Annotated in this window: 18 protein-coding genes and 1 tRNA gene; 11 read left to right on the top strand and 8 right to left on the bottom strand. The window is 70.8% G+C overall.

Annotated elements, in window-relative coordinates; translation table 11 throughout:
• The 4 genes from trbG to ABTU92_RS13110 form a co-directional block, all read left to right on the top strand.
• On the top strand, positions 1–754 hold a 754-nt coding region (gene trbG, locus ABTU92_RS13125; protein ID WP_408091277.1), incomplete at its 5' end, for a P-type conjugative transfer protein TrbG.
• Entirely contained in the window at positions 751–1,971 is a 1,221-nt protein-coding gene (locus ABTU92_RS13120) for a TrbI/VirB10 family protein (protein WP_408091275.1), read from the top strand. The genes trbG and ABTU92_RS13120, both read left to right, overlap by 4 nt.
• A 32-nt stretch (positions 1,972–2,003) precedes the next feature.
• Positions 2,004–2,219 (top strand): DUF2274 domain-containing protein, encoded by a 216-nt coding sequence (locus ABTU92_RS13115; protein ID WP_408091273.1) that lies wholly within the window; start codon positions 2,004–2,006, stop codon positions 2,217–2,219.
• 162 nt (positions 2,220–2,381) lie between these two features.
• On the top strand, positions 2,382–2,708 hold the full coding sequence (locus ABTU92_RS13110) for a helix-turn-helix domain-containing protein (protein WP_408091271.1): 327 nt from the start codon (positions 2,382–2,384) through the stop codon (positions 2,706–2,708).
• Positions 2,709–3,109: 401 nt separating this feature from the next.
• Here ABTU92_RS13110 and ABTU92_RS13105 read toward each other — a convergent pair.
• Together ABTU92_RS13105 and ABTU92_RS13100 are read right to left on the bottom strand one after the other, a co-directional pair.
• A tRNA-Phe gene (locus ABTU92_RS13105) sits at positions 3,110–3,185 on the bottom strand.
• A gap of 149 nt (positions 3,186–3,334) precedes the next feature.
• Positions 3,335–4,318 (bottom strand): diacylglycerol/lipid kinase family protein, encoded by a 984-nt coding sequence (locus ABTU92_RS13100; RefSeq protein WP_408091269.1) that lies wholly within the window; start codon positions 4,316–4,318, stop codon positions 3,335–3,337.
• Between the two features lie 218 nt (positions 4,319–4,536).
• Here ABTU92_RS13100 and ABTU92_RS13095 point away from each other — a divergent pair, with 218 nt between their 5' ends.
• Entirely contained in the window at positions 4,537–4,890 is a 354-nt protein-coding gene (locus ABTU92_RS13095) for a DUF952 domain-containing protein (RefSeq protein WP_408091267.1), read from the top strand.
• Between the two features lie 168 nt (positions 4,891–5,058).
• A complete protein-coding gene (locus tag ABTU92_RS13090; RefSeq protein ID WP_408091265.1) occupies positions 5,059–5,502 on the top strand; it encodes a hypothetical protein in 444 nt (147 codons plus the stop codon).
• 15 nt (positions 5,503–5,517) lie between these two features.
• Here the strand turns inward: ABTU92_RS13090 and catC are convergent, their stop codons facing one another.
• On the bottom strand, positions 5,518–5,802 hold the full coding sequence (gene catC, locus ABTU92_RS13085; RefSeq protein ID WP_408091263.1) for a muconolactone Delta-isomerase: 285 nt from the start codon (positions 5,800–5,802) through the stop codon (positions 5,518–5,520).
• Positions 5,803–6,227: 425 nt separating this feature from the next.
• On the opposite strand from catC, the gene ABTU92_RS13080 reads away from it, so the two are divergent.
• From ABTU92_RS13080 to ABTU92_RS13060, 5 genes are all read left to right on the top strand, one after another.
• A complete protein-coding gene (locus ABTU92_RS13080) occupies positions 6,228–7,211 on the top strand; it encodes a Bug family tripartite tricarboxylate transporter substrate binding protein (RefSeq protein ID WP_408091261.1) in 984 nt (327 codons plus the stop codon).
• Positions 7,212–7,236: 25 nt separating this feature from the next.
• Positions 7,237–8,172, top strand: coding sequence for a LysR family transcriptional regulator (locus ABTU92_RS13075; RefSeq protein ID WP_408091259.1), 936 nt, complete (start codon positions 7,237–7,239; stop codon positions 8,170–8,172).
• Positions 8,169–9,272, top strand: a complete 1,104-nt coding sequence (locus tag ABTU92_RS13070; RefSeq protein WP_408091257.1) for a mandelate racemase/muconate lactonizing enzyme family protein — start codon at positions 8,169–8,171, stop codon at positions 9,270–9,272. The genes ABTU92_RS13075 and ABTU92_RS13070 overlap by 4 nt, the downstream gene beginning before the upstream one ends.
• A gap of 148 nt (positions 9,273–9,420) precedes the next feature.
• Complete coding sequence (gene bluB, locus ABTU92_RS13065) at positions 9,421–10,125, top strand: 5,6-dimethylbenzimidazole synthase (RefSeq protein WP_408091255.1); 705 nt, start codon at positions 9,421–9,423, stop codon at positions 10,123–10,125.
• Positions 10,126–10,424: 299 nt separating this feature from the next.
• Entirely contained in the window at positions 10,425–11,435 is a 1,011-nt protein-coding gene (locus ABTU92_RS13060; protein ID WP_408091253.1) for an aldo/keto reductase, read from the top strand.
• Positions 11,436–11,891: 456 nt separating this feature from the next.
• On the opposite strand, the gene pnp is transcribed toward ABTU92_RS13060, so the two are convergent.
• From pnp to infB, 5 genes are all read right to left on the bottom strand, one after another.
• Complete coding sequence (gene pnp, locus ABTU92_RS13055; protein WP_408091251.1) at positions 11,892–14,054, bottom strand: polyribonucleotide nucleotidyltransferase; 2,163 nt, start codon at positions 14,052–14,054, stop codon at positions 11,892–11,894.
• Between the two features lie 465 nt (positions 14,055–14,519).
• Entirely contained in the window at positions 14,520–14,789 is a 270-nt protein-coding gene (gene rpsO, locus ABTU92_RS13050; protein ID WP_408091249.1) for a 30S ribosomal protein S15, read from the bottom strand.
• 4 nt (positions 14,790–14,793) lie between these two features.
• Complete coding sequence (gene truB / locus ABTU92_RS13045) at positions 14,794–15,930, bottom strand: tRNA pseudouridine(55) synthase TruB (RefSeq protein WP_408091247.1); 1,137 nt, start codon at positions 15,928–15,930, stop codon at positions 14,794–14,796.
• Complete coding sequence (rbfA, locus tag ABTU92_RS13040; protein ID WP_378479136.1) at positions 15,927–16,358, bottom strand: 30S ribosome-binding factor RbfA; 432 nt, start codon at positions 16,356–16,358, stop codon at positions 15,927–15,929. Before rbfA ends, truB begins: the two co-directional genes overlap by 4 nt.
• A gap of 192 nt (positions 16,359–16,550) precedes the next feature.
• Positions 16,551–19,013, bottom strand: a complete 2,463-nt coding sequence (infB, locus tag ABTU92_RS13035) for a translation initiation factor IF-2 (RefSeq protein ID WP_408091279.1) — start codon at positions 19,011–19,013, stop codon at positions 16,551–16,553.
• Positions 19,014–19,016 lie beyond the last annotated feature (3 nt).

Below are 19,016 nucleotides of genomic sequence, written 5' to 3'. Positions count from 1 at the left end.
GGTCGACCGTGCCAACACGGCGGCGCGGGTCGAGCCGAGCCGGGCCGGCTACATCAATGCCGTTCAGGTCTATCCCTTCTCGGAGGGCGCCCTCTACCAGGTCTATGCCGCCCCCGGGCAGGTCACCGACATCGCCCTGCAGGAGGGCGAGCAGCTCGTCGGCTCCGGCCCGATCGCGGCCGGCGACACGGTGCGCTGGATCATCGGTGACGCCGAGAGCGGCACCAGCGCGGCGAAGCGGATCCACGTTCTGGTCAAGCCGACCCGGCCCGACCTCGTCACCAATCTGGTCATCAACACCGACCGCCGGACCTATCACCTCGAGCTGCGCTCGACCGAGAAGACCTACATGGCCTCGGTCTCGTGGGACTATCCGCACGACCGCCTGATCGCGCTGCACCAACGCAACGCCGCGGCCGAGACGGCCGTTCCGGTCGCGACCGGTCTCGAGGTCGACGCCTTGCGGTTCCGCTACGTGATCGACGGCGACGCGCCGCCCTGGCGGCCGCTCCGCGCCTTCGACGACGGCAAGAAGGTCTACATCGCGTTCCCGCGCGGCATCGGCCAAGGCGAGATGCCGCCGCTGTTCATCATCGGCCCGGAGGGCAAGACCTCGGAGCTCGTGAACTACCGGGTCCGCGGCAACCACATGATCGTCGACCGCCTGTTCGCCGCGGCCGAGCTGCGGCTCGGCGACGGCGGCTCCGAGCGCCGGGTCCGCATCGTGCGCACCGACGGGAGAGCCGCGTGGTGAGCGAGCGCGCGGACCATTCCTCCGGAACGAACGATCTCGCGGCCGAGCTCCGCCTTCGGCCCGAGCATCCGCCCGTCATGCGGCTCTCTCGCAAGGTGCTGGTCGGGCTTTTCGCCGGCGCGTCGATCGTGGTGTCGGGAGCGCTGATCTGGGGATTGTCCCGCGACAAGCCCAAGCCGACCGGCGGCGGCGAGCTCTACAGCTCCGACCACAAGCCGCTGCCCGACGCGATCGCTGCCCTGCCGCGCGACTACGCGGCCGTCCCCAAGCCGGCCGTATCGGCCGTTCCTGCCGGCGTGCCCCAGCTCGGGCCGCCGCTGCCGGGCGATCTCGGCCGGCCGATGCTGAGCGCCGGCGTCACCCCGCCCGACCCGTCGCACGCGGCGGACCCGGCCCAGCAACGCTCCGCCCAGGAGCAGGAGGCGGCGCGCACCAGCCGGCTGTTCGCTTCGGCGAGCACAACGGCGCGGGCCGCTGCGCCGACTGCACCGGCGCTCCAACCGGCGGACAACTCGCTCACACCGGCCGCGCACTCGGATCCGCAGCCACTCGACGCCGACTGGGGACAGAACCTCCAGGACCGCAAGCTCGCCTTCCTCAACGCCGCCGTCGACCGCAAGACCGTCAGTCCCGATCGCCTCGCCGCACCGCCGTCGTGTTACGTCGTGCAGGCCGGCGCCGTGATCCCGGCCGCGCTGATTACCGGCATCCGCTCCGATCTGCCCGGCCAGGTCACGGCCCAGGTGACCGAGCATGTCTACGACAGCCCGACCGGCCGATACCTGCTCGTGCCCCAAGGATCGAAGCTGATCGGCGTCTACGACAGTCACGTCGCCTTCGGGCAGGACCGCATCCTCCTGGTCTGGACCCGGCTCATCCTGCCGAACGGCCGCTCGATCGTGCTCGAGCGTCAGCCCGCCGCCGACCCGCAAGGCTTCGCCGGTCTCGAGGACGAGGTCGACCACCATTGGGGCCGTCTGTTCATGGCGGCGGCCCTCTCGACGCTGCTCGGCGTCGGCTCCGAGCTCGGCGCGAGCGACACCGAGAGCGAGCTCTTCCGCGCACTCCGGCGCGGCGGCAGCACCAGCCTGAACCAGACCGGCCAGCAGGTCGTTCGCCGCAATCTGAACATCCAGCCGACCCTGACGATCCGGCCGGGCTTCCCGGTCCGCGTCATCGTCAACCGCGACCTCGTCCTCGCGCCGTATCGAGGATGACATCGACCAAGTCCACCATGAAGAGGTCCAGCATGGACAAGCTGAAGCTCTCGGAGCTGCTCGACGACAAGCCCGTCAAGCTCACCCTCGATCTGCCCGCCCAGGTCCACCGCGATCTCGTCGCCTACGCCGAGCTGCTCGGCCGCAACAACGGGCAGGCAGTCGAGCCGGCAAAGCTCGTAGGGCCGATGATCGCCCGATTCATGGCGACCGATCGGGCGTTCATCAAAATCCGAAAGGCCAAGTAGGGGTTTTGCTCTTGGTCTCGCGCGCTGAACCTCGGTGAGTGGCGAGTGATCACCGCGCTCCGTTCAGGAGGCAAGACCCGTATCGTGCCTTGGCCGCGTGTTGACAGAAATGGCGCTCCGTCGAGCAGCACTTGACCCGAAAGAAAGGTCGCAGATCGCTCCATGCCCGAACGCCATCGGCCCTACCGCCAGCCACATTCGATTGCTGACAATAGGTGTGGAGATCAACTCGCCGGAGATGATGCACCGCACATCGATCCGCGCGCGTTCGGCCTTATGAAGGCGACGTACAGCGTTGCCGAAACTCTCGAGCTGCTCAGCGTCGGCCGCACCTCCCTCTACGCGGCGATCAAGCGTGGCGACCTCACACCGATCAAGTTCGGCAGGAAGACCCTGATCTGCGCCGTGGACCTCGCGACGTTCCTGACGCGGCTGAAGGACGAAGCGGCGGCCTCCCACACTGCTGGAGACCGTAGGCGAAGAGCGTGATCCTCGGGCCCCGGTTGAGTGCAGTCGACATCGAGCAGTCTGCAAGGCGCTTAGGCATTCTCGGGACTGGCGAAGGGGGTCGTCTCATTATCATCCCGAGCCGGGCGCACCGGGTTCGGAAGACGCGCCGGATCACTGCCACCGCGACTATGGCGGCGGCGAGAACCATCTCGAGCCGAATGAAGCGGCGGAGCAGCGCGACGGCCTGCCATGAGGCCGGGGCCTGATCGGGAGAGGCTGCGGTCGACAGGCCTGCCGGCAGCGCGTCGGGCTTCGATCAGCGCACTTGTACGGCCGAGACCACACTGCGCTGTTGTGTCCCCGGTGTGTCCCCGGCGGGAACGCGGGCGCGATCGGCCTCGGAGCAGAATTTAGTTCTGATTGAGTTTCAGAAGCTTAGATGGTGCCCAGGGGCGGAATCGAACCACCGACACCGTGATTTTCAGTCACGTGCTCTACCAACTGAGCTACCTGGGCGTGCTCGCGATAAGCGCGATGCCGGAGCGGAGCCCCGAGGCATCGGCGAGCGGGGGCGGTTATAGAGGCTCGCCGGACGGATGGCAAGCCGACCGCGACGGGTTCGCGACAGGCGTTTCCGTCGCTGCGTCGCGGAGGGGCGCCCTGCGTCACGCCGGCAGGTCGGCGCCCGTCCGTGCGCCGCGACCGGCTTCCGCCGCGCCCGCCGTGTCGGCGCCCGCATCGGCTCGGACGGCCGGGGTCGTCGGCGTCTCGGCCGGCGCCTCGAGGACCGTCAGGGCGCGCGGCACGATGCCGTAATGCAGCGGCACCGCGGCGCGGACGAGCTCGCCGTCGGTCGCCGTCCAGGCCCGGCGGCGCACATGCGAGATCGTCACCTCCTGGGCCGTGACGCTGCGGATGCCGGGATTGTCGCGCCAGCCGCCGGTGAGGAGGTCGGCGCCGGCGCGGGCGAGGCCGAGCGTGCTCGCGTCCTCGGCGATGTGGACCTCGAGCAGGCCCTCGTCGAGGCGCGGGCGGCGCCAGTCCGGCCCGAAGCGGTTGTTGGTGACCAGCACCGCATAGGCGTCGACGATCTCGCGGCGGCCGTCGAGCGCCACCTCGAAGCGGAACCGGCCGCTGCGGCGCAGCGCCTTGAGGGCCGCCCAGGCGACCCCCAGGAATCGGCCGAGCGGGTGGCCGCGGGTCTCCTCGCGGGCGCGCGCCATCTGGCTGAAGAAGCCGATGCCGGAGAGCGAGTGGAACGGCCGGCCGTCGAGCGTCGCGAGGTCGATGTCGGTCGGCGTGGCGGCGTTCAGGGCCGCCACGGCGGCATCGATGCCGGCCGGCATGCCGAGGTCGCGGGCGAGCAGGTTCATGGTGCCGAAGGGCAGCACGCCCAGAACCTTGCCGGTGCCGGCCAGCGTCCGGGCGGCGAGGTTGACGCTGCCGTCGCCGCCGCCGACCACCAGGGCGTCGTGCGACGCGCGGGCGGCCTCGGCGATGGCGGCCGGCATCGCCTTGGGGGCGACCAGATGGATGTCGACCTGGCGGCCGCCCTCGCCGAGCGCAGCGAGCGCCGCCGTCACGGTCTCGGCCCCGCAGTCGACGAGCGTGCCGGCACGGGCGTTGAGCAGGACGAGAATGCGGCGCATGGCGGTTCCGGCGATGATCGTGTTTCGGCCCGGCGCCCCGGCGTGACGCAGGCGCCGGCGGCAGAGCACATCCGAGCCTCAACGCGGTACCGCGCCCGTGGTTCGCATCGGCGCAGCTGCCGGTCGCGCGGCGGTCGGCCGCAGGCCGGACCTGCGGCGGCCGGGCTCGCGTGCCGGCCCCGGCGCCGTTATCAGGGGCGGACGACGAGGAGAATCGGATGAGCCCGGCCGACGCGCACGTGTACAAGATCTGCCCCGCCGCCCTGTGGCGCGAGGCCGAATCGAGCGGCGTGTTCAAGGGCGCGCCGGTCGACCTCGCCGACGGCTTCATCCATTTCTCGACCGCGGCCCAGCTCGCCGAGACGGCCCGCAAGCATTTCTCCGGGCAGCGCGACCTGGTGCTCGTCACAGTGGCGACCGCGGCGCTCGGCCAGGCGCTGCGCTTCGAGCCGTCGCGCGGCGGCGATCTCTTTCCGCATCTCTACGGGCCGCTGCCGCTCAGTGCCGTGACGGCCGTGGTGCCGCTCGACACCGGGGCGGACGGCAACGTCCGCATCCCCGCGCGCGGCTGATCGGCCGCCGCCTCGCGGCGCCGCGAGGGGGCGTGACAAGCGCGCGACGGTTCTCCTGAACCTCCGGTCGTCCGGCCGCGACGAAGAGCCGGGACGGCCTTTTTGCGTCTCACCGGCGAGACGCGAGGCCACGCGGCCCGCGCCGCCTCCGTTCGAGGGGGAGCTTCGATGCCCGACATCGTCCGCCGGCGCCTCGTCGCCGGCCTCGCCGCCGCGGCCACGGCGCCCGTGATCGCCGGCTCGGCCGCTGCCCAGAGCACGACCGACATCCGCGCGACCGAGACCCGCACGCCCGATTCTGGCACGCTGCACGCGCAGGCCAAGCTACCGGAGACGTCGATGACCACGCTGTTCAAGATCGTCACCGTCAAGGACGAGATCGTCATCGGCCTCTCCGACGCGGAGCTCGACGCGCTCGGTGGGCGCGACGCCGGCACGGTGGCGCGTGCGCTGAAGACCCGCGGCGAGCTCACCGCCTGGCAATACGCGGTGCGCAAGGCGGCGACCGGCGAGCTGGAGCAGGCGCCGCGTCAGAAGGTCGGGCTCTTGGCCCACGAGTCGCTGCGCGTCGAGCCCTATCCAACGCCGCTCGCGGTGCGCTCGCACGACTGAGGCGCGGCGTCCGCGTCACTGCGCAGCGAGATCGGACGGATGGGTGGCGAGCGGCGTCACCGCGATGCGCATGTAGGGAAACAGCGGCAGGTCCTGCAGAATCCGGTGCAGCTCGTCGTTTCCCGCCACGTCGAAGATCGAGTAGTTGCTGTACTGGCCGACGACGCGCCAGATGTGGCGCCAGCGGCCGTCGCGCTGCAGTGCGAGCGCGTAGTCCTTCTCGCGCGTCTTGATCCGAGCAAACTCCTCCGGATCCATGTCGCGCGGCGGCGTCACGTCCATGCGGACCAGATAGAGCATCGGCCTTCTCCCTCGTGCGCCGTGGCCTGGTGAGCCGTGGCGGCTCGGCTTCTGTCATGTCGCGCCTGCCGATGCCGATCGATCGTGTCGTGCGGCATCGGCGACGCCGCTCTATCAACATTGCAGGGTCGTTTCAACGTCGCTCCGGTCGTGAGATTCGCGGCGTCGGAGCCCATTGTTCAGTCTTTCGAGACAATGGCGCAGGCGCCGAAACAATCGACGCCGCAAGGGTTTCCGGCACTCGGGTCGCGTTGACAGGCGCGCCGGGCTTCACCTACAGACCATGGGCGGACCTCGTTCCGTAACGATCGCCGCGGGGCCATGATGGTCTCGCCGGGCGACCGGACCGGCGCTGCGGCGCCGTCCCGCCCGGTCGATCGCCGCTCGCCGCACTGTCCTCGATCGTCAACGCCTGAGGGTGTCTCATGTCCCTGCTCAAGCGCCTGTCTCTGATCGTCGCCGTGATCGCCGCCGCCACCGCCACCGCCGCCACCTCCACCGCCGTGCGGGCGCAGGATTTCCCGTCCGGCCAGATGCGCCTGATCGTGCCGTTCGCGGCGGGCGGGGCCGCCGACATCATCGGCCGCGCGATCGCCGAGAAGCTCGGCGCCCTCTACGGCCGCACCATCATCGTCGAGAACATGCCGGGCGCCGGCTCGAACATCGGCATCACGGCGGCCGTCCGGGCGCAGCCCGACGGGCACACGCTCGTGCTCGCCTCCGTCGCGGTCGCGGCGAACGTGGCGCTGTTCAAGTCGCTGCCGTTCGACCCGCTCAAGGATCTGGCGCCGCTGACGCTCGCCCTCGAGACTCCCAACGTGGTGATCGTGCCGGCGATCTCCGACGTGAAGACGATTCCCGATCTGCTCGCGCATGTGAAGAAAGGCTCGTCCAGCTATGCCTCGGCCGGGATCGGCTCGTCGCTGCATCTCGCGGCCGAGCTGTTCAAGCAGCAGGCCGGCGTCGACATCACGCATGTGCCGTATCGCGGCAGCAGCCCGGCGCTGACCGATCTGATCACGGGGCGCATCGACGTGATGTTCGACAACGCTTCGACGGCCCTGCCGCAGGTGCAGGGCGGCAAGGTGCGGGCCATCGCGGTGACCACGAAGGATCGGATCGCCCAGCTCCCCGACGTGCCGACCGTGGCGGAGAGCGGCCTTCCGGGCTACGAGATGAGCAACTGGTGGGCCCTCTACGTCACGGCGAAGACGCCGCCCGCCGTGGTCGCGAAGCTGTCGGCCGATCTGCGCAAGGCGCTCGCCGATCCGGAGCTCGCCAAGCGCTTCGACGACGTGAGCGGCCGCATCGTCGCGTCGTCGGCCGAGGAGCTCGCCGCGCACACGGCGCGCGAGGTGAAGAAGTGGGAGCGGGTCGTCGAGTCGGCGGGGATTCGCGCCAGCCAGTGAGCCGAGACCACGAGACGGTCTGGGGATGAGCATGGACCTGGGCGATCTGCGGGCGTTCGTCGCGGTGGCGGAGGAGCAGCATTTCGGGCGCGCCGCCGAGCGCCTCGGCATCTCGCTCGCCCAGGTGTCGCAGCGCGTGCGGCGCCTCGAGGAGACCCTGAAGGCGGAGCTGCTGTTCCGCACCACCCGCTCCGTCGTCGTCACCCGGACCGGCGAGGAGCTGCTGGCCGAGGGCCGGGTGCTGCTGGCGCAGGTCGCCCGCCTGGAGGAGCAGGTCCGCCATCTCGGGTCCGGGAAGGACGGCCCGCTGCGTCTCGGCGCGGTCGGCTCGGTGAGCCACACGCTGCTGCCCCGCATGGTCGGGATCGTCGAGCGGGCGATGCCCGGCGTGCGGCTCAAGATCACGGCCGGCATGTTCACGTCGGCCCAGGAGCGCGCCCTGCTCGACCGCGAGATCGACCTCGCGCTGCTGCGGCTTCCGGTGCGGGCCGCGGGCCTCGCCTACCGGGTGGTCGGCCGCGACCCGCTCGTGTTGGTCCTCGCTGCCGGCCACCGGCTCGCCGGACGTGATCAGATCCGGCTCGAGGACTTGTGCGACGAGCCCTTCGTGACCTTTCCGGAGTCCTCCGGCTCGGTGGTGCGCGACGCCGTGCTGACCCAGTGCGCCAAGGCCGGCTTCGTCCCGACCGGCCTCGTCGAGGTCGGGGACACCGGCACGATGCTGGGCCTGGTGGCCGCCGGTCTCGGCGTCGCCTTGGTGCCGCGCTCGGCCCAGGGCCTGGCGAATGATCAGAGGCAGTCCGGGATCAGGTTCGTCGATCTCGGCATGACCGAGTACATCGACATCGCGCTCGCCTGGCGGGCGCAGAGCAGCTCACCGCTGGTCCGCCGGGCGCTGAGCGCCCTCGACGAGGCCGACCTGTTCATCGGCGCGACCCGCTATCCCGAGAGTGACGCATGAAGATCACCAAGGTCGAGGCGATCCCGTTCTCGATTCCCTACACGCGGCCGCTCGCCTTCGCGTCCGGCGAGGTGCATGTCGCCGAGCACGTGCTGGTGCGGGTCCACGGCGAGGACGGGGTGGTCGGCCAGGCGGAGGCGCCGCCCCGGCCGTTCACCTACGGCGAGACGCAAGGCGGCATCCGGGCCGTGATCGACACGATCTTCGCGCCCCAGGTCGTCGGGCTCGACGTGCTAGACCGCGAGAAGATCCATGCGCGTCTCGACCGCACGGTCGGCAACCCGTGCGCCAAGAGCGCGCTCGACATCGCGATCTGGGACGTGATCGGCAAGCTTCTCGGCCGGCCCGTCACGTCGCTGCTCGGCGGCTACACGGACCGCATGCGGGTCAGCCACATGGTCGGCTTCGACGATCCCGACCGCACCGTCGCGCTGGCGCAGCGCATCAACGAGACCTACGGAATCACCACCTTCAAGATCAAGGTCGGGCGGCGTCCCATCGCGCGCGACGTCGCGGTCTGCCGCGCGCTGCGAGCGCATTTCGGCGATGCCGTCGATCTCTACATCGACGGCAACCGCGGCTGGAGCGCGGCCGAGGCGGCGCGCGCGCTGCGCGCCATGGACGATCTCGATCTCCTGATGGCCGAGGAGCTGAACCCGGCCGACGACGTGCTCGGGCGCCGCTGGCTGGTCGGCCGCACGGCGATCCCGTTCTTCGCCGACGAATCCGTGTCGCGCCCGGCCGAGGCGGCGCGCGCCCTGCTCGACGGGTCGGCGACGGCGATCTCGATCAAGACGGCGCGGACCGGCTTCACCGGCTCGCAGCGGGTCCTGTTCATGTGCGAGGCGCTCGGCGTCGACACCTATGTCGGCAACCAGATCGACGGCCAGGTCGGCACCATGGCGTCGCTGGTGTTCGGCGCCGCCTTCGCGGGGACGGCCCGGCGGGCCGGCGAGCTGTCGAACTTCCTCGACATGAGCGACGATCTCTTGGCCGAGCCGCTGCGGATCGAGCGGGGCGAGCTGAGGGTGCGCGACCTGCCCGGCACCGGCGTCGTCATCGACGAGGACAAGCTGTCGCGCTATCGCACCGACCGGTGAGTCGCGGTTGGCGCCCGGGGCGGCCGTGCCGGGCCGCCATGCGCCGCCCCGCCGATCCGGACCTGTCCGTCCGCCATGGAAATCGCGCTATGATGCTCCTTTCGCCGCCGCGGCCGGACGCGGTGGCGTGCGCTCTTGCGAGGAGATCATGGACGCGACCGTGCAGCAGAATGCCGACTTCTCCGAGGAGGAGCGCGACGCCGTCTACCGCTGCATCGCGACTCGGCGCGACGTGCGCGGCCAGTTCCTGCCCGACCCGGTACCGGACGAGGTTCTGGCGCGCCTGCTCGACGCCGCCCATCACGCGCCGTCGGTCGGCTTCATGCAGCCGTGGGACTTCATCGTGGTGCGCGACCCGGCGGTGAAGCGGAAGGTGCACGCCGCCTTCGCCACCGCGCACGATGAGGCGGCCGACATGTTCGACGGCGGCCGCGCCGCGACCTACCGCAAGCTCAAGCTCGAGGGGATTCTCGAGGCGCCGGTCGGCCTGTGCATCACCTGCGATCGCGAGCGCACCGGCCCGGTGGTGATCGGCCGTACCCATCAGCCCGAGATGGATCTCTACAGCGCCGTGTGCGCCGTGCAGACCCTGTGGCTCGCCGCGCGGGCCGAGAATCTCGGGCTCGGCTGGGTGTCGATCGTCCGCTACGACGATCTGCGCGCCGCGCTCGGCATCCCGTCGCGCATCCAGCCCGTCGCCTATCTGTGCATCGGCAAGGTCTCGCATTTCTACGAGAAGCCCGAGCTCGAGACCGCCGGCTGGCTGCCCCGCCTGCCGCTGCGCGACCTCGTCTGGTTCGACGGCTGGCACCAGCGCCGCGGCGACGAGAGCCTGCTCGACCGGCTGGGGTGAGACGACCGCGATTGCTGCAATCCCGCCTCCGACCGTCACCCTGAGGTGCTCGGGCAAAGCCCGAGCCTCGAAGGGCGACGGCCCGGGCCGCATCCTTCGAGGCTCGCCTCCGGCGAGCGCCTCAGGATGTCGGGTCGAGTTCCAGGTCGACCGGCGCGCCGCGTCGCGCCCGGGACACGGGGCCGAGTTGCGTGCGCTGGCGGAGCCGCAGGGTGATCCATACATCCCGGGCTGCGACGAGCGTCGGCCGTGGACGGCCGGCGACACCCCCACGCTCTGCAGACAGGACGACACGGACCATGGCGATCAAGGACATTCTGCCCGGCACGATGGGCTTCGGGGCGGCACCGCTCGGCAACATGTTCCGTGACATTCCCGAGGCCGAGGCGCTGGCGACCGTCGAGGCGGCGTGGAGCGACGGCATCCGCTACTACGACACCGCGCCCTTCTACGGCGCCGGCCTCGCGGAGATCCGCCTCGGCGAGGCGCTCGCCGGCAAGCCGCGCGGCGAGTTCGTGATCAGCAGCAAGGTCGGCCGCGTCATCCTGGACGAGGTCGAGGACGTCGGCGCCCGCGACCAGGGCGAGAAAGGCGGCGTGTTCGCGCATGGCCGGCCGAACCGCGTGGTGAACGACTACACGGCCGACGGCACGCTGCGCTCGATCGAGGGCAGCCTGAAGCGGCTGCGCACCGACCATGTCGAGATCGCCTTCGTCCACGACGTGGCGCAGGACTTCTATCGCGACGAGTGGCTCGCCGTGTTCGACACGGCCCGCACGGGCGCGTTCCGGGCGCTCGATCGCCTGCGCGACGAGGGCGTGATCAAGGGCTGGGGCATCGGCGTCAACCGGGTCGAGGCGGTCGAATTGCTGCTCGGGCTGCAGGAGCCGCGCCCGGATGTCTGTCTGCTCGCCGGGCGCTACACGCTGCTCGACCATTCGCGCGCGCTGCAGCGCGTGATGCCGACGGCGGCGGAGCGCGGCGTCGGCATCGTGGTCGGCGGCCCGTACAGCTCGGGCGCGCTGGTCGGCGGCCCGAACTTCGAATACGCGCCGGCGCGGCCCGAAATCCTCGACAAGGTGGCGCGCATCAAGGCGATCGCCGACCGCCACGGCGTCTCGATGAAGGCGGCCGGCCTGCAGTTCTCGCTCGCCCATCCGGCCGTGGTGGCCGTGATCCCGGGCGCCAGCCGGCCGAGCCGCATCGCCGAGGACCGCGCCGCGCTCGCCGAGACGGTGCCGGCCGACTTCTGGCGCGCGCTGCGCGAGGCGAAGCTCGTCGACCCCGCCGCACCGCTGCCGATCGATTGATCGGGGTGGCCATCGGGCGACGGTTTTCCACCCTCACCCCGAGGAGCGGACCGAAGGTTCGCGTCTCGAAGGGCGAGGGTGGCCTCTGCGTCGGGGCCGCATGGTTCGAGACGCGGCCTGCGGCCGCTCCTCACCATGAGGGGAGAGGTGGCGGTGCGCGATCGGCGATGCGGGTGCTCTCGGCGCATGCGACGAGTGCGGCGAGGCTCCCTCTCCCCGGCGGGGAGAGGGGTGGGGTCGGGGGGTGCCGACGCCGATTTGTTTGATCGAGAGGGCGGCACCCCCTCACCCGGACTTCGCGCCTTCGGCGCGAACCCCGACCTCTCTCCGGCGGGGAGAGGTGAAGCGAGGCGCCGGTCGTGAGCACGACGAAACGCATCACCAAATAACGAAACAGGGCGGCCCGTGGGCCGCCCTGTCGCATTCCGTGGTCGGTGAACCGACGCTCGGTAGCGATTACTCGCCGGCCTCGCGCGGCTGCTCGTCCTTGTGGCCCTCGGCCTTCTGCTTGGCCTCGAGGTCCTCGCCGGTCTCCTGGTCGACGACCCGCATCGACAGGCGGACCTTGCCGCGCTCGTCGAAGCCGAGCAGCTTCACCTTCACCTTGTCGCCTTCCTTGACGACCTCGTTGACCTTCTGGACGCGCCGCGAGGCGAGCTGGCTGATGTGGACGAGGCCGTCCTTGGAGCCGAAGAAGTTCACGAAGGCGCCGAAGTCCATCACCTTGACGACCGTGCCTTCGTAGATCTGGCCGACCTCGGGCTCCGAGGCGATCGACTTGATCCAGTTGATCGCGGCGCGGATCGACTCGCCGCTGGCCGAGGCGACCTTGACCGTGCCGTCGTCCTGGATGTCGATCTTGGCGCCGGTCTTCTCGACGATCTCGCGGATCACCTTGCCGCCCGAGCCGATCACCTCGCGGATCTTGTCCACGGGGATCGAGAACATCTCGATGCGGGGCGCGTGCTCGCCGAGCTGGTCGCGGGCCGAGGTGAGCGCCTTCGACATCTCGCCGAGGATGTGCAGGCGGCCGTCCTTGGCCTGGGTCAGGGCGACCCGCATGATCTCCTCGGTGATGCCGGCGATCTTGATGTCCATCTGCAGCGAGGTGACGCCCTTCTCGGTGCCGGCCACCTTGAAGTCCATGTCGCCGAGATGGTCCTCGTCGCCGAGGATGTCGCTGAGCACCGCGAAGCGGTCGCCCTCGAGGATCAGGCCCATGGCGATGCCGGCGGTCGGCGAGCGCAGCGGCACGCCGGCGTCCATCAGCGCGAGCGAGGTGCCGCACACGGTCGCCATCGAGGACGAGCCGTTCGACTCGGTGATCTCCGAGACGACGCGGATCGTGTAGGGGAACTCGTGCTTGAGCGGCAGCATCGGCCGGATGGCGCGCCAGGCGAGCTTGCCGTGGCCGATCTCGCGCCGGCCCGGCGAGCCGATGCGGCCCGTCTCGCCCACCGAGAAGGGCGGGAAGTTGTAGTGCAGCATGAAGGTTTCCTTGTAGGTCCCCTCCAGCGCGTCGATGAACTGCTCGTCCTCGCCGGTGCCGAGCGTCGCGACGACCAGCGCCTGCGTCTCGCCGCGGGTGAACAGCGCCGAGCCGTGGGTGCGCGGCAGCACGCCGACCTCGGCGACGATCGGGCGCACGGTGCGCACGTCACGACCGTCGATGCGGCGGCCGGTGTCGAGGATGTTCCAGCGGACGATCTTGCCCTCGAGCTCGTGGAACACGCCCATCACGCGCAGCTCGTCGAAGCGCGGCGTCTCGCCCTCGGGGAAGAAGTGCGCCTTCACCTTGGCGCGGGCGGCGTCGACGGCCTTGTAGCGCTCCTGCTTCTGCGGGATCGCATAGGCGGCGCGGAGATCCTGCTCGACGATGCCGAGCATCTCCTTCTCGATCTCGGAATTGTCCTTGGTGACGAGCTCGCGCGGCTCCTTGGCGGCCTTCTCGGCGAGCTGGATGATCGCCTGGATGACCGGCTGGAAGTGGCGGTGGCCGAACATCACGGCGCCGAGCATCACCTCCTCGGGGAGCTCCTTGGCCTCGGACTCGACCATCAGCACGGCGTCCTGGGTGCCGGCGACGACGAGGTCGAGCTGGCTCTCGGACATCTCGTCGAGCTGCGGGTTGAGGACGAACTCGCCGTTGATGAAGCTGACGCGCGCCGCGCCGATCGGGCCCATGAACGGGATGCCCGAGATGGTGAGGGCCGCGGAGGCGGCGACCATCGCGACGATATCGGGATCGTTCTCCAGGTCGTGCGACAGGGTCGTCACGATCACCTGGGTGTCGTTGCGCCAGCCGTCGGCGAACAGCGGGCGGATCGGGCGGTCGATCAGCCGCGAGGTGAGCGTCTCCTTCTCGGTCGGCCGGCCCTCGCGCTTGAAGAAGCCGCCCGGGATGCGGCCCGCCGCGTAGGTCTTCTCCTGGTAGTTGACGGTCAGCGGCATGAAGTCGATGCCGGGGCGCGGCGTCTTCTCGGCCACCACGGTGGCGAGAACCGTGGTCTCGCCGTAGGTGGCGAGCACGGCGCCGTCGGCCTGACGGGCGATGCGGCCGGTCTCCAGCACGAGCTTGCGGCCGGCCCAGTCGATCTCCACGCTATGCTTGTCGAACATCTTGGTCTTCTCTCATGGTTTGGGGGATGCCTCGGACAGCCATGAGCAAGACGGCGAGACGCTGCCGCGCGCGCCCGAAGGCGCGACCCGCGACAGCGTCCGGCGATCCTGCCATGGCGATCTCCAGCGTTCGCCGGGCGGCCTCGCCCGGCTCGGTCGGCGGCGACGGGCCGCCGCATTCGGCACGGCGTCTCGGACCTGCCGGGGGCCGGACCGGTTCGCTTCCGAACCGTTGGTCCCGGACCCTTCGGTCCCGCCGCCGGAGCGCCACTCCGACCGAATTCGCTGCGCTCCGGACCTTTCGGTCGCCTTCCGCCCGGCGTGTCCCGCGTTTCGGGACCGGGGCGGCCTCGGCGCGGCGGCCTGCGCCGCACCGTGTCGTCGGGCGGGCAACGCCCGCCGGCGGAGTTGGCCCGGCCCGGCGAACTCTGTCCGCCGGCGGGGCCCAACCCCGCGAAAACCCGCTCAGCGACGGATGCCGAGCTTCTCGATGATCGCCTTGTAGCGGCTCTCCTCGGTCCGCTTGAGGTAGTCGAGGAGCTGACGGCGCTGCGACACGAGCTTCAGGAGGCCACGCCGGGAGTGGTTGTCCTTGGTGTGGGTCTTGAAGTGCTCGGTCAGGTTGGCGATGCGCTCGGAGAGGATCGCGATCTGGACCTCGGGCGAGCCGGTGTCGCCGGCCTTGGTCCCATGGGTGGTGATCAGCTCGGCCTTGCGGGCGGTCGTGATCGACATCGGGTCAAACACCTTGCTTTCGGCCGGCCCTGCCATGCAGGCCGGCGAGGTTGAACACGCGCTTGGGGACGATCTCGCCACGGTCCATGTCGGCGAGGGCCAGGAGCTGGCCCGAAACGGTCACGGACACGATGCCGTGGACGATGGGGGCGTCCCGCCCGCGCACCAGGACGGCCTGGCCCCGTTGGAGCCTGGCCGCGTCCGCCCGACTGACGGCCAGCGCCGGGATGTCGTCCAGCGCGGTCGAGACAGGCAGAATTGCGTCGGCGAGGCTTCCCTCGCCAACCGCGGCTCTATCGCACACCGCCTGCAGATCCGCCAGAGGAATCATGTCCTCGCGGGCGAACGGGCCGACGGCGGTGCGGCGCAGCGCCGAGACGTGGCCGTGGCAGCCGAGCAGGCGGCCCATGTCGCGGGCGATCGCCCGCACATAGGTGCCCTTGCCGCATTCGGCCGCGAACACGGCATGGTCGGCGTCCGGCGTGTCGATCAGCTCCAGCGTGTGGATCTCGACCGGCCGGGCCTTGAGCTCGACGGTCTCGCCGTCGCGGGCGATGTCGTAGGCGCGCTCGCCCTCGATCTTGATCGCCGAGTAGCGCGGCGGCACCTGCTCGATGGTGCCGGTGAACCGCGGCAGCACGGCCCGGATCGCCTCCGGGGTCGGGCGGTCGGCGCTCTCGGCGACGACCCGGCCCTCGGCGTCGTCGGTGTCGCGCTCCTCGCCCCAGCGCACCGTGAACTCGTAACGCTTGCGGCCGTCCATCACGAACATGACGGTCTTGGTCGCCTCGCCGAGCGCGATCGGCAGGCAGCCGGAAGCGAGCGGGTCGAGCGTGCCGGCGTGGCCGGCCCGCTTGGCCGAGAACAGCCGCTTGGCAATCGACACGGCATGCGTCGAGGTCATGCCGACCGGCTTGTCGAGGACGAGCCAGCCGTGCACGTCGCGCTTGTCACGCTTCTTCTGCGGCCCGCGCTCGCGCCGCGGCCGGCCCTCGCCCTGCAGGGCGCGGTCGGCGGAACGGGCCTCGCCCGTGGCGGCCGCGCCGGCGCCGGTATCGGCGTCGGTGGTCGGGCGGGCGTCGGTCGCGAGGGCGGCCGTACCTGCGGCCGGGATGTCGTCTTCGGCGATGTCGGGCGTCATTCGTCGTCGCTCTTGTTGTCCTGGTCGGCGCCGTCGAGATCACGCTTCACGGCGGGCGAGCGCAGCAGGCCGTCGATGCGGGCGGCCTCGGCGAAGCGGTCGTCGATGCGGAAGCGGATGTCGGGTGCGAATTTGAGGTTCACCCGGTGGGCGATCTCGCCGCGCAGGTACTTCCTGTTGCGCTCCAGCGCCTCGAGCACCGGCTTCTCGTCGCTGCCGCCGAGCGGCATGACGTAGATGGTGGCGAGGCGCAGGTCGGGCGACATGCGCACCTCGGGCACGGTGATCAGATGGGTCTCGAGCACCGGGTCGTGCACGTCGCCGCGCTGCAGAATCTCGGCGACGGCGTGGCGGATCAGCTCGCCGGCGCGCAAGGCGCGCTGCGACGGGCCGGCGCCCTGGTCACGGGTGTGGTGATGCTTGGCCATGGTCTTCTTGCCGGTGGCGCGGGAATCGAACCTGCGCCGGCTGTGCGCCGCGGCGCCCCCGGTCTCCGTCCGTCCCGTCCGGGACAGGCCCGTGCGGAGGAGGGGAGGCGAGAGTGTCGTCCGTGACGCTGCGATACGGAAAGGCGTGCCCGGCCGAAACCGTCGGGCACGCCCGATCCTCGATGAAATCACCTACAGCGAGCGCTGCACCGTCTCGAGCCGGTAGCACTCGATCACGTCGCCGACCCGGATGTCCTGGTAGTTCTCGAACGACATGCCGCACTCGTGGCCGGACGTGACCTCGCGGACGTCGTCCTTGAGGTGCTTGAGCTGGCCGAGCTTGCCTTCGTGGATCACCACGTTGTCGCGGATCAGGCGGACATTGGCGCCGCGCTGGACGACGCCGTCGGTGACCCGGCAGCCGGCGACCTTGCCGACCTTGGTGATGTTGAAGACCTGCTGGATCAAGGCGTTGCCCAGCATCGTCTCGCGCGTGGTCGGCGCCAGCAGGCCGGACATGGCCTTCTTCACGTCGTCCACGAGGTCGTAGATGATGTTGTAGTAGCGGATCTCGATGCCGAGCCGCTCGGCCGCCTCGCGCGCTTCCTTGTGGGCACGCACGTTGAAGCCGATGATCGCGGCGTTCGAGGCCTCGGCGAGCGTCACGTCGGATTCGGTGATGCCGCCGACGCCGGACAGGAGCACGCGGGCCGCCACCTCGGAGGTTCCGAGCTTCTCCAGCGCGCCGACGATCGCCTCGATCGAGCCCTGCACGTCGCCCTTGATGACCAGCGGGAATTCCTTCTGGCCCGAGGTCTTGAGCTGGCTCATCATCTGCTCGAGCGAGCCGCGCATGCCGCTCGCGCGGGCCGCCTGCTTCTCGCGCTTCTGACGCGCCCGGTAGTCCGTCACCTCGCGGGCGCGGCTCTCGTTCTCGACGACGGCGAGGCGGTCGCCCGCCTCCGGCGTGCCGTTGAAGCCGAGCACCTCGACCGGAACCGACGGGCCGGCCGTGTCGATCGGCTTGCCGGTGTCGGAGACGAGGGCGCGCACGCGGCCCCATTCGGCGCCGGCGACCACGATGTCACCGACCTTCAGGGTGCCGCGCTGGACCAGCACGGTCGCCACCGGACCGCGGCCGCGGTCGAGCTTGGCCTCGATCACGGTGCCCTCGGCCGGGCGGTCCGGATTGGCCTTCAGCTCGAGGATTTCCGACTGCAGCCCGATGATGTCGAGCAGCTTGTCGAGATTGGTCTTCTGCTTGGCCGACACCTCGACCTCGAGGGTCTCGCCGCCGAAGGTCTCGACCTGCACCTCGTGCTGGAGGAGCTCGGTGCGGACCCGCTCCGGCTTGGCGTCGGGCTTGTCGATCTTGTTGATGGCGACGATCAGCGGGACCTTGGCGGCCTTGGCGTGCTGGATCGCCTCGACCGTCTGCGGCATCACGCCGTCGTCGGCCGCGACCACCAGCACGACGACGTCCGTCACCTTGGCGCCGCGGGCGCGCATCGCCGTGAAGGCGGCGTGGCCGGGCGTGTCGATGAAGGTGATCTTGGCGCCGGACGGCGCCGTCACCTGGTAGGCGCCGATGTGCTGGGTGATGCCGCCCGCCTCGCCGGCCACCACGTTGGCGTGGCGGATGGCGTCGAGCAGCGACGTCTTGCCGTGGTCGACATGGCCCATGATGGTGACGACCGGCGGCCGCGGCACCAGGTCCTCGGCGGCGTCGGCGACGTCGAACAGGCCTTCCTCGACATCGGCCTCCGAGACGCGCTTGACCGTGTGGCCGAGCTCCTCGGCGATCAGCTGGGCCGTGTCGGCGTCGATCGTGTCGGTGATCTTGGCCATCTGGCCCTGCTTCATCAGCAGCTTGATCACGTCGACGGCGCGCTCGGCCATGCGGTTGGCGAGCTCCTGGATGGTGATCGCCTCCGGGATCGTCACCTCGCGCACGAGCTTCTCCTTCGGCTCGTTCGACGCGTGGCCCTTCAGGCGCTGCACGCGGCGCCGGAACGCGGCGACCGAGCGCTCGCGTTCCTCGCCGGCGTCGAGCGCCGTGACCACGGTCAGACGGCCGCGACTCTTCTGCGGGCCGGTCTTGGTGCTGGCCGGCTTGGGGGCCGGGGCCGGACGGGCCGGGCCGGCACCCGAGCGGCGCACCGGACGGCGCTCCTCCTCGTCGGGCTCCTGCACGGCGGTGCGGGCGTTGACCGGGGTCGCGCCCGGGGTCGCCGCACCGGCCGGACGGCCGGCCGGCCGCGCCGACGCGGGCCGGGACGGCTGGGCCGCCGGCGTCGCGGCGGGCGCCGCCTTGGCGGGCTCGTCGTCGCCGAACCGCTTCTTGGCCTCCTGCTCGGCCTTGCGCTTGGCCTCGTCCTCGACGCGGCGGCGCTCGTCCTCCTCGCGCTTGCGCGCCTCGGCGGCCTCACGCTCGGCGCGCTCGGCGACCTCGCGCTCCTTGCGGCGGCGGGCCTCCTCCTCGGCGATCTTGCGCTCCTCGGCCTCGCGGACGCGGGCGTCGGCGAGCGCCAGGGCGCGCGGGGAGCGCGCGTCCTCTGGTCGGGTCGGCATGATGGTCGGTTCCGGCGGGCGGCGCCGGCCCTTCGACGCCGGCCCATTGGCGCCGGCCGGTCGGTGCCGGGTCGACGGCGCGATCGT

The organism is Rhodoplanes sp. SY1 (genome assembly GCF_046000175.1).
Lineage (GTDB): Bacteria > Pseudomonadota > Alphaproteobacteria > Rhizobiales > Xanthobacteraceae > Rhodoplanes.
The sequence above is the reverse complement of the archived record's forward strand: the minus strand, read 5'-3'. Positions and strand labels throughout refer to the sequence as shown.

What these genes read in the sequence shown, in the direction of transcription:
- ABTU92_RS13115 (WP_408091273.1), top strand. Translation starts at nt 2,004, where the DNA reads ATGGACAAGCTGAAGCTCTCGGAGCTGCTCGACGACAAGCCCGTCAAG.
- pnp (WP_408091251.1), bottom strand. Translation starts at nt 14,054, where the DNA reads ATGTTCGACAAGCATAGCGTGGAGATCGACTGGGCCGGCCGCAAGCTC.
- rbfA (WP_378479136.1), bottom strand. Translation starts at nt 16,358, where the DNA reads ATGGCCAAGCATCACCACACCCGTGACCAGGGCGCCGGCCCGTCGCAG.
- ABTU92_RS13100 (WP_408091269.1), bottom strand. Translation starts at nt 4,318, where the DNA reads ATGCGCCGCATTCTCGTCCTGCTCAACGCCCGTGCCGGCACGCTCGTC.
- truB (WP_408091247.1), bottom strand. Translation starts at nt 15,930, where the DNA reads ATGACGCCCGACATCGCCGAAGACGACATCCCGGCCGCAGGTACGGCC.
- ABTU92_RS13060 (WP_408091253.1), top strand. Translation starts at nt 10,425, where the DNA reads ATGGCGATCAAGGACATTCTGCCCGGCACGATGGGCTTCGGGGCGGCA.
- ABTU92_RS13090 (WP_408091265.1), top strand. Translation starts at nt 5,059, where the DNA reads ATGCCCGACATCGTCCGCCGGCGCCTCGTCGCCGGCCTCGCCGCCGCG.
- rpsO (WP_408091249.1), bottom strand. Translation starts at nt 14,789, where the DNA reads ATGTCGATCACGACCGCCCGCAAGGCCGAGCTGATCACCACCCATGGG.
- ABTU92_RS13070 (WP_408091257.1), top strand. Translation starts at nt 8,169, where the DNA reads ATGAAGATCACCAAGGTCGAGGCGATCCCGTTCTCGATTCCCTACACG.
- bluB (WP_408091255.1), top strand. Translation starts at nt 9,421, where the DNA reads ATGGACGCGACCGTGCAGCAGAATGCCGACTTCTCCGAGGAGGAGCGC.
- ABTU92_RS13095 (WP_408091267.1), top strand. Translation starts at nt 4,537, where the DNA reads ATGAGCCCGGCCGACGCGCACGTGTACAAGATCTGCCCCGCCGCCCTG.
- ABTU92_RS13075 (WP_408091259.1), top strand. Translation starts at nt 7,237, where the DNA reads ATGAGCATGGACCTGGGCGATCTGCGGGCGTTCGTCGCGGTGGCGGAG.
- ABTU92_RS13110 (WP_408091271.1), top strand. Translation starts at nt 2,382, where the DNA reads ATGCCCGAACGCCATCGGCCCTACCGCCAGCCACATTCGATTGCTGAC.
- ABTU92_RS13080 (WP_408091261.1), top strand. Translation starts at nt 6,228, where the DNA reads ATGTCCCTGCTCAAGCGCCTGTCTCTGATCGTCGCCGTGATCGCCGCC.
- catC (WP_408091263.1), bottom strand. Translation starts at nt 5,802, where the DNA reads ATGCTCTATCTGGTCCGCATGGACGTGACGCCGCCGCGCGACATGGAT.